Below are 8,998 nucleotides of genomic sequence, written 5' to 3'. Positions count from 1 at the left end.
CCCTTCAGGATAATTTGCTTTTTGAGAAATTTTGTAATCTCTATTGCTTAATACAATGATATTACTATCATTTTTATCAGCAAGTACCTTTTCAGTACAACTAATCAAACTATCTATCTGTTTTATAGTATATTGTTGAGCATTGTACAATGTAAGGTTCATCACAAAAAAAATAATAAAGAGGAATTCTTTTTTCATATTAGATTTTTAATTAAATAATCATCAATCATAACACCAAAATATACAAATCCAGTAAATAGTAAAAAAAATTACATATGTATGTGATAAAATTAATTAATTACAAATAAAAATCATCAATATTTATTTTAAAATAAATATTGATGATTTTTATTTGCTGCTAAAGAATTAGCAACAGCCCATCTAGAAAATGCTCACGATATCTGCAATTAGTATCATAATGATTTTTCTTATCACTCAGTGTTTTAGTCATTTCGTGGCACAAAATGAGAATAATACAATTTTGAAACAAAAAAACTGACTACAACAAATCTACAACACAATATATAACCAATTAAAAATGAAACAATTAATCATTTAAAAACCTTTTTACATATAAATATTTAACAGTTTAGGAAGGCATTTTATTTAGAACTTAACATCTCCCAGGAGTCCATATTTCCCAATTAGAAATAAAAAAAGACCTCATTTCTGAAGTCTTTATTTTTTTTAATCTTGTTTTTAATCATTTGGAACCAGCTTACTATCATACTGATCACTTCCAAGCCCCAATACAGGAATAAAGATAAATCCCAGGAAGAGAATCAGAATCGTGTAAAGAGGAGTTTCTTTGGAAAAACCTTTAGCCAGCCTGTCATACACTACCCAACATGCATAGATATTGACTAATGGAATACAGAAAAGAATGATCCACCATATTGGTTTTTTCACAATTTCCAGCAATACAATTGTATTATAAATAGGAATAAAAGCTGCCCACGCATCCTGTCTTCCTGCTTTCTGGAAGATTTTATACATACAGTATCCGTAGAAGATATAGCAAAGTAATCCGAAGAACATAGTTCCAATCCCTAATCCTGCAGCAGCTGCACCAGATACCGAATCTGCCCCATTGTAAGGGTCTGTTTGTAAAAGAGTTAACATATTATTTGTTTTTTTGGTTTACCCAAATATAAAAAAAGCTTCTAAATAATTAGAAGCTTTTTTATTATATTTTTAAAAAGGTTTATGCATCAATTTTTGCATATTTCGCATTTTTCTCGATAAACTCTCTTCTTGGTGGAACCTCATCTCCCATCAACATTGAGAAGACACTATCAGCTTCAACAGCATTATCGATAGTTACCTGCTTCAGAATTCTGTGTTCTGGGTTAAGTGTTGTTTCCCAAAGCTGCTCAGGATTCATCTCTCCAAGACCTTTATAACGTTGTACCTCTACTCCTTTTCCATCTGGAGCCATTTCCAATGTAAACTCTTCACGTTCTTTTTCGTTATAAGCATATACTTTTTTGTTCCCTTTCTTTAATAGGTATAAAGGAGGTTGAGCAATATAAATATATCCGTTCTCAATAAGCTCCTTCATATATCTGAAGAAGAAAGTAAGGATCAATGTCGAAATGTGAGATCCATCAATATCGGCATCGGTCATGATAACGATCTTGTGGTATCTTAGCTTAGCCATATTCAATGCTTTGCTGTCTTCTTCTGTTCCTACAGAAACTCCAAGAGCTGTATAGATATTTCTGATTTCCTCATTATCATATACTTTATGAAGCATAGATTTCTCTACGTTCAAAATTTTACCTCTTAATGGAAGAATAGCCTGAAAGTGTCTGTCACGTCCCTGCTTAGCAGTACCTCCTGCGGAATCTCCCTCTACAAGGAAAAGTTCAGATTCTGCCGGATCTTTGGAAGAACAGTCAGAAAGCTTTCCAGGAAGACCAGAACCTCCCATTGGGGATTTTCTCTGAACCATTTCACGCGCTTTTTTAGCGGCCTGTCTTGCTTTTGCAGCTAAAACAACTTTTTGAACAATTACTTTAGCTTCATTAGGATTCTCTTCTAAGAAATTAGTAAGCATTTCTCCTACAATCTTATCAACAGCACCAGAAACTTCGGAGTTTCCTAATTTCGTTTTGGTCTGTCCTTCAAACTGAGGTTCCATTACTTTTACAGAAATTACAGCTGTTAATCCTTCACGGAAGTCATCACCTGTAATCTCTACTTTTTCTTTTGCAGGAAGCCCTAGCTCATCTGCATATTTCTTTAAAGTTCTCGTTAAAGCTCTTCTGAAACCCGCAAGGTGAGTACCTCCCTCATGCGTATTGATATTGTTTACGTAAGAGTGAAGATTTTCGTTGAAAGATGTGTTGTAACGCATGGCTACTTCCACAGGAATATCATCTCTTTCACCTTCCATGAAGATCACGTGCTCCATGATAGATTCACGGTTTCCATCAATGTATGCAACAAATTCCTTTAAACCTCCTTCAGAATGAAAAACTTCTGAACGGAAAGATCCGTCTTCTAATTTTTCTCTTTCATCGGTAAGCGTAATGGTAATTCCTTTGTTCAGATAAGAAAGTTCTCTTAAACGGCTTGCTAATGTATCATAGTTATAAACCAGTTCTGTAAAGATGGTATCATCCGGCTGGAAAAACTGCTTAGTTCCTCTTTTCTCACTATGACCAATCTCCTCAACCTGAGTTTGTGCTTTTCCTTTAGAATATATTTGCTGATAAACATTCCCGTCTCTGTAAACAGTAGTCACCATTTCGTTGGAAAGTGCGTTCACACACGATACCCCAACTCCGTGAAGACCTCCTGAAACCTTATAAGAGTCTTTATCAAACTTACCTCCGGCTCCAATTTTTGTCATTACAACTTCAAGGGCTGATTTCTGCTCTTTTTCGTGGAAATCAACCGGGATACCTCTACCATTATCACTTACCTCAATTCCGTTTCCTTCCTTGATGCTCACGAAGATTGTGTCGCAGTATCCTGCCAACGCCTCGTCAATAGAGTTATCTACTACTTCATAAACCAAGTGGTGAAGTCCTCTTGTTCCTACATCACCAATGTACATTGAAGGACGCATACGAACGTGCTCCATTCCTTCCAATGCCTGAATACTACTAGCTGTATATTGTTTTTGACTCATATTAAATATTAAAAATCCTGCTCTATGCAAAGACTTACAAATATCGTGATTTTTTTCGAGGTATGAAAGTTAAAAAGTGTCAAAAAAACATATAGTTTTCTTAGTAAAAACATAAGGAAAAGTAAGCCAATAAAAGAATCAAAATTAAAATGTATTGGTGAAATATCAACTGTTGTAAATCATATTCAACATCAATAATTTATGCGTAAATTTATTTACTGAAAAGTTGATATTATGGATGATTTTATAGCAGCACGCGCTCAGATGGCACTCTCTCTGGGCTTTCATATCATATTCTCCTGTGTGGGTATGGTGATGCCTTTTCTGATGGCTTTTGCCCATTGGAAATACCTAAAGACCAATAATGAAGTATATAAAGGATTAACAAAAGCATGGAGCAAAGGGGTAGCAATCCTTTTTGCTACAGGAGCCGTTTCAGGAACGATGCTTTCTTTTGAGTTGGGTCTTCTATGGCCTGGTTTTATGAAGCATGCAGGACCGATTTTCGGGATGCCATTTTCTTTGGAAGGGACGGCCTTTTTCATCGAAGCTATTGCTATCGGGTTCTTTTTATATGGATGGGAAAGATTCAATAAATGGTTTCACTGGTTCTGTGGTTTCCTTGTTGGGCTCAGCGGGCTGGCTTCCGGAATTCTGGTGGTAGCCGCCAACTCATGGATGAACTCCCCTACCGGTTTTGATTATATCAACGGACAATATCTAAATATAGATCCTATCAAAGCTATGTTTAATGACGCATGGTTTCCGCAGGCTCTTCACATGACGGTTGCCGCATTTTGTGCAACGGGATTTGCTGTAGCCGGGGTACATGCTTTTATGATCATGCGAAAAAGAAATATTGAATTTCACACTAAAGCTTTTAGAATTGCTGTAGGTTTTGCATTGATCGGAGCATTTGGTGCACCGTTAAGTGGTGATGTTGCCGCTAAATCAGTAGCAGAAAGACAACCTATCAAATTAGCGGCTATGGAGGCTCATTTTGAAACTGAAAAAGGGGCTTCATTTGTGATTGGAGGAATTCCTGATGAGGAAAAAGAAGAGGTAAAATATGCGGTGAAAATTCCAAAAGTTTTAAGTTTTCTGGTGAGCAATGATTTCAATGCTGAAGTAAAGGGTCTTAAAGATTTCCCAAGAGACGAATGGCCTCCGATTGCAGTTGTTCATTATGCCTTTCAGATTATGATCTTCTTCGGAGTGGTGATGATTGGTATTGGCGCTATTTATTTATATGCCTTCTTCTTCAAAAAAGAATGGTTAAGTAAGCACTGGTTGTTAAAAACCTTTTTAATAGCAACACCTTTCGGGTATATTGCGCTGGAAGCCGGATGGACGGTAACAGAAGTCGGAAGACAGCCATGGATCATTTATGGCATTATGAGAACAGTAGATGCTGTAACACCTATGCCGGGAATACAGTATTCATTCTACTTCTTTACGGCTATTTTCATCTCATTATCATTGATTCTTGTTTTCCTTTTAAAGAGACAGATTCAGATGGTACCAAAGCTTTACGATCCTACCGATTCTCAGTTTAACGATAAAAACAAACAATCATGATCTACGTTGTAATAGGTTTTCTCTGGCTATCCATATGCCTTTATATTATTCTGGGAGGTGCTGATTTCGGAGCTGGAATTGTGGAACTTTTCACTCATAAAAAAGCCAGAAATAAGACCCAGGAAATCATGTATGAGTCTATTGCTCCCGTTTGGGAAGCCAATCATATGTGGCTGATCATTGCGATTGTAATTCTCTTTGTAGGTTTTCCTGAAATTTATACTACCATGTCTACTTATCTTCATATTCCTTTAGTATTAATGCTTTTGGGAATTATTGCGAGAGGAACAGCATTTACATTCAGACATTATGATGCAGTAAAAGATAACTGGCAGGTTTTATATACTCAGATCTTTTACTATGCAAGTCTTTTGACTCCTTTCTTTTTGGGATTAATTGCTGCTGCAACCGTTTCACATTCTATCAATCCTGATGCTGTTGGTTTTCTGGATTTGTATGTATTCAGCTGGCTGAACTGGTTTGGAGTTTCTGTGGGGTTATTTACCGTTGCACTATGTGCTTATCTTGCTTCAATTTTTTCATTAAGAGAAACCCGTGATAAAGCAGATCTTTTATTAATGATAAGAAAGTCCAAACAGACGATGATCTTCGTTGTCATTACTGGAATATTGGTATTTTTCACAGCTTATATTTCAGATATACCTCTTTTGATGTGGGTATTTTCCAAGCCTTTAGGGATTATGGCAATTGCCTTTGCTACCATTGCATTATTGCTTATTTTAAGAGCTCTGAACCGACAGAAACTTCTTCCTGTACGTGCATTGGCTGGATTTCAGATGATGATGATTCTGGTAGCGGCAACATACCAGCATAATCCGAATATTATTTTGTTAGGAAACGGACAGCACCTTTCATTATTGGAACATATGGCTCCTGAAAAGACTATTGCGGCATTGGGATGGGCGTTGATGCTGGGTTCATTATTTATTCTTCCATTCTTATTTTATCTGATGGCTTCGTTCAGTAAACAAAGAAAATAAATTTTGTAGCGGCTATCCCAATGCTTGTATTATCTAAATTCGTTTTTGAATATTCATTTTTCAACCTAAAGCAGAGATCCCTGGCAATTATTACAATCATTCATTTTTTAGTTTAAAGAAAACTGAAATTGCACGAATTATTAGAATATTATTAATTAATTATAATTAAAGTTAACAGGCGTTAAGTGTTTATGTTAAATATAAAATTTATCATATTTTCGATTTTATATTCTTTTAAAACAAAATATATAATTATATGAAATATTTTACACAGCCACTTTTAACACTTAAAACTAAAAAAAAACCTGCCAACCTATACCTTATTATTACTCTTAGTATTTTTTCAACTACAAGTCTATTTTCTCAAAATAAAAATCCTGCTGAAAAATATTCTAATGCTTATAAAAAATACGAGGCTGAAAAATGCCCTGTTAAAGAAAATGGAATAAAAAATTTCGTTTATTTTTCGAGAGATAGAGAACAGATAAAAGATCATCCTTTTTTAAATATTCCTCAATTTGAAGGTGCACAAATCATGTATTCATGGAGAGATCTCGAACCTGAGAAAGGCAAATATAATTTTTCCATTATTAAAGAAGATTATGAATACCTTCGTTCAAAAGGAAAAAAACTTTTTATTCAGCTTCAGGATGCTACTTTTGATCCCAATTATAATGCAACACCTAAATACCTTTTAACTGATGAATATGATGGTGGTGCTATCGAATTTTTCGAAGAAGGTAAAGCTGTGGGATGGGTTGCTAAGCGTTGGAATCCCAAAGTTCAACAATGTTTCGCTACATTCCTTGAAGCTTTAGGAAAAGAATTTGATGGAAAAATTGAAGGAATTAATCTTCAGGAAACAGCTATAGGAACCGTTAAGAACCTTAATCCTGAACAATATGTAAAGGCCATAAAAGCAAATATGCTTTCCATGAAAAAAGCTTTTCCAAGCTCTACTACCATGCAATATGCTAATTTTATTTCAGGAGAATGGCTTCCATGGGAAGATAAAGGATATCTTCGAAGCATTTATAAATATGGAGAAGAAATTGGCGTTGGACTTGGTGGTCCAGATTTAATGGTCAAAAAAAAGGCTCAATTAAATCACGCATTAACTTTAATGCATGAAGAAAAATACACCGTCCCATTGGGGATTGCTATTCAAGATGGAAACTATCTCGGAGAAACCGGAAACACTAAAATTGTTCAGAAAAATAAAAATATTGTCCCTATGCTTAGTGCATTTGCAAAAGATTTTTTAAAAGTAAATTATATGTTTTGGGTAAATCAGGAACCTTATTTTACACGTGACGTTATTCCTTGTTTTTCATCAAAAGAACAATAAGTTAATGTATATTTTATTAAAAAAGCGAACCTTATAAGGTTCGCTTTTGATATTTATTATCTTTAAAAATTATGCTAATTTCATCAGAAGATTTTCTTCAATCTTCTCTACTTTCACAATATTATTCTTTGTTAAAGTTTTAGAAGCTTTATCCCATTTTTTACCAGATAACTGGCTTCTTTCTTTTACTTCAGCTAAAGACATTGCTTCTTCCTGAGAATTAAGGATTTCAAGGATTACTTTTTCATCCTCTCCCAATTCAATTTGAGGAACCGCTTTTTCTGGTCTCATCTGAGGGAAGAATAATACTTCCTGAATCGATGCATTATTCGTTAAGAACATGATTAATCTGTCCATACCGATTCCTAATCCTGAAGTTGGCGGCATACCGTATTCCAATGCTCTTAAGAAGTCCTGATCGATGAACATGGCCTCGTCGTCTCCTCTTTCAGATAAAGTCATCTGTGCTTCAAAACGCTCTCTCTGATCGATAGGATCATTAAGCTCTGAATAAGCGTTTGCGATTTCTTTACCGCAAACCATTAATTCGAAACGCTCAGTTAAGCCCTCTTTACTTCTGTGTTTCTTTGTCAGTGGAGACATTTCGATCGGATAATCTGTAATGAATGTTGGCTGAATGAAGTTTCCTTCACATTTCTCACCGAAGATCTCATCAATTAATTTTCCTTTCCCCATCGTCTCGTTCACTTCAATACCGATAGATTTAGCGAAGTCGTATAATTCCTTCTCAGTTTTTCCTGTAATATCAAATCCAGTATATTTCAGGATCGCTTCCGTCATGGAAACTCTTGGATAAGGTGCTTTCCAATTGATTGTGTGCTCACCGAAAGTAGATTCTGCATTTCCATTCACCTGAGTGGCGCAGAATTCCAATAATTTCTCAGTGAAATCCATCATCCAGTTGTAATCTTTATACGCAACATAGATTTCCATAGCCGTAAACTCAGGGTTGTGAGTTCTGTCCATTCCCTCATTTCTGAAGTTTTTAGAGAACTCATATACTCCGTCAAAACCACCTACGATCAATCTTTTCAGATATAATTCGTTGGCAATTCTTAAATATAATGGAATATCTAGCGCATTGTGGTGCGTAATAAACGGTTTTGCAGCAGCTCCACCAGGAATTGACTGTAGGATTGGTGTTTCCACCTCAAAATATCCTGCATCATTAAAGAAAGCTCTCATCGCATTGAACAGTTTTGTTCTCTTCACGAAAATTTCTTTAACCTGAGGGTTCACCGTTAAATCTACATAACGCTGTCTGTATCTTAATTCAGGATCTGTAAATCCGTCGTGAACAACACCGTTTTCGTCAGTTTTAGCCTGAGGAAGAGGACGTAAAGCCTTCGTAAGAAGGATAAAGTTTTTTACTAAAACCGTCTTCTCTCCTACCTGTGTCGTAAACAATTCTCCTTCGATACCGATAATATCACCAATATCCAAAAGATGCTTGTATACTTCGTTATATAATTCTTTATCTTCCCCCGGACAGATCTCGTCTCTATTGAAGTAAACCTGGATTTTTCCTTTAGAATCCTGCAATTCTGCGAAAGAAGCCTTCCCCTGAATTCTGCGGGACATCAATCTACCAGCGATCTTTACCTGTTTACTTTCAGAAAAGTCCTGTTTTATAGATTCTGTAGTATCTGTAATGGTATACTCATCCGCAGGGAACGCATTAATCCCCATTTCAGTAAGCTTATTAAGCTTTTCTCTTCTAATGATTTCTTGTTCTGATAATTGCATTTCTTATTTTTCTAAAAGCGTACAAATTTAGGCATTTTTGACATGACCATCAATGGCTTTTTTAAGAAATTTTAAAAAGTGGTTGAGATATGGAGTCTGGATATGTGTTCCGGAATGCGGGGTTTGAGATGCAAGATCTGAATTATTGTGCTAATGACTTTAAAC

7 protein-coding genes are annotated in these 8,998 nt (G+C 35.5%); 3 read left to right on the top strand and 4 right to left on the bottom strand.

Translation table 11 applies throughout. From position 1 onward, the window contains the following. The 3 genes from ACM6F9_RS22535 to gyrB form a co-directional block, all read right to left on the bottom strand. Window positions 1–198 (bottom strand): hypothetical protein (locus ACM6F9_RS22535; RefSeq protein ID WP_414847739.1); only part of this gene is annotated, 198 nt, incomplete at its 3' end. A gap of 501 nt (window positions 199–699) precedes the next feature. Further along, window positions 700–1,122, bottom strand: coding sequence for a DUF5684 domain-containing protein (locus tag ACM6F9_RS22530; RefSeq protein ID WP_414847738.1), 423 nt, complete (start codon window positions 1,120–1,122; stop codon window positions 700–702). A gap of 82 nt (window positions 1,123–1,204) precedes the next feature. Continuing rightward, entirely contained in the window at window positions 1,205–3,139 is a 1,935-nt protein-coding gene (gene gyrB / locus ACM6F9_RS22525; RefSeq protein ID WP_414847737.1) for a DNA topoisomerase (ATP-hydrolyzing) subunit B, read from the bottom strand. Between the two features lie 234 nt (window positions 3,140–3,373). Between gyrB and ACM6F9_RS22520 the strand changes: the two genes are divergently transcribed. The 3 genes from ACM6F9_RS22520 to ACM6F9_RS22510 all read left to right on the top strand — a co-directional run bounded on the left by ACM6F9_RS22520 (window position 3,374) and on the right by ACM6F9_RS22510 (window position 7,066). Continuing rightward, window positions 3,374–4,717, top strand: a complete 1,344-nt coding sequence (locus ACM6F9_RS22520; protein ID WP_414847736.1) for a cytochrome ubiquinol oxidase subunit I — start codon at window positions 3,374–3,376, stop codon at window positions 4,715–4,717. Further along, the gene (locus ACM6F9_RS22515; protein WP_414847735.1) at window positions 4,714–5,718 is read left to right on the top strand and encodes a cytochrome d ubiquinol oxidase subunit II; all 1,005 of its coding nucleotides are present in this window, start codon (window positions 4,714–4,716) and stop codon (window positions 5,716–5,718) included. The genes ACM6F9_RS22520 and ACM6F9_RS22515 overlap by 4 nt, the downstream gene beginning before the upstream one ends. A gap of 256 nt (window positions 5,719–5,974) precedes the next feature. After that, a complete protein-coding gene (locus ACM6F9_RS22510) occupies window positions 5,975–7,066 on the top strand; it encodes a hypothetical protein (RefSeq protein WP_414847734.1) in 1,092 nt (363 codons plus the stop codon). Window positions 7,067–7,135: 69 nt separating this feature from the next. Here the strand turns inward: ACM6F9_RS22510 and lysS are convergent, their stop codons facing one another. Next, entirely contained in the window at window positions 7,136–8,833 is a 1,698-nt protein-coding gene (gene lysS / locus ACM6F9_RS22505; protein WP_414847733.1) for a lysine--tRNA ligase, read from the bottom strand. Window positions 8,834–8,998: the final 165 nt, after the last annotated feature.

Origin of the sequence: Chryseobacterium sp. IT-36CA2, assembly GCF_949767875.1 — a bacterium.
Taxonomy (GTDB): Bacteria; Bacteroidota; Bacteroidia; order Flavobacteriales; family Weeksellaceae; genus Chryseobacterium.
The sequence above is the reverse complement of the archived record's forward strand: the minus strand, read 5'-3'. Positions and strand labels throughout refer to the sequence as shown.

What these genes read in the sequence shown, in the direction of transcription:
- ACM6F9_RS22510 (WP_414847734.1), top strand. Translation starts at nt 5,975, where the DNA reads ATGAAATATTTTACACAGCCACTTTTAACACTTAAAACTAAAAAAAAA.
- ACM6F9_RS22515 (WP_414847735.1), top strand. Translation starts at nt 4,714, where the DNA reads ATGATCTACGTTGTAATAGGTTTTCTCTGGCTATCCATATGCCTTTAT.
- ACM6F9_RS22520 (WP_414847736.1), top strand. Translation starts at nt 3,374, where the DNA reads ATGGATGATTTTATAGCAGCACGCGCTCAGATGGCACTCTCTCTGGGC.
- ACM6F9_RS22530 (WP_414847738.1), bottom strand. Translation starts at nt 1,122, where the DNA reads ATGTTAACTCTTTTACAAACAGACCCTTACAATGGGGCAGATTCGGTA.
- lysS (WP_414847733.1), bottom strand. Translation starts at nt 8,833, where the DNA reads ATGCAATTATCAGAACAAGAAATCATTAGAAGAGAAAAGCTTAATAAG.
- gyrB (WP_414847737.1), bottom strand. Translation starts at nt 3,139, where the DNA reads ATGAGTCAAAAACAATATACAGCTAGTAGTATTCAGGCATTGGAAGGA.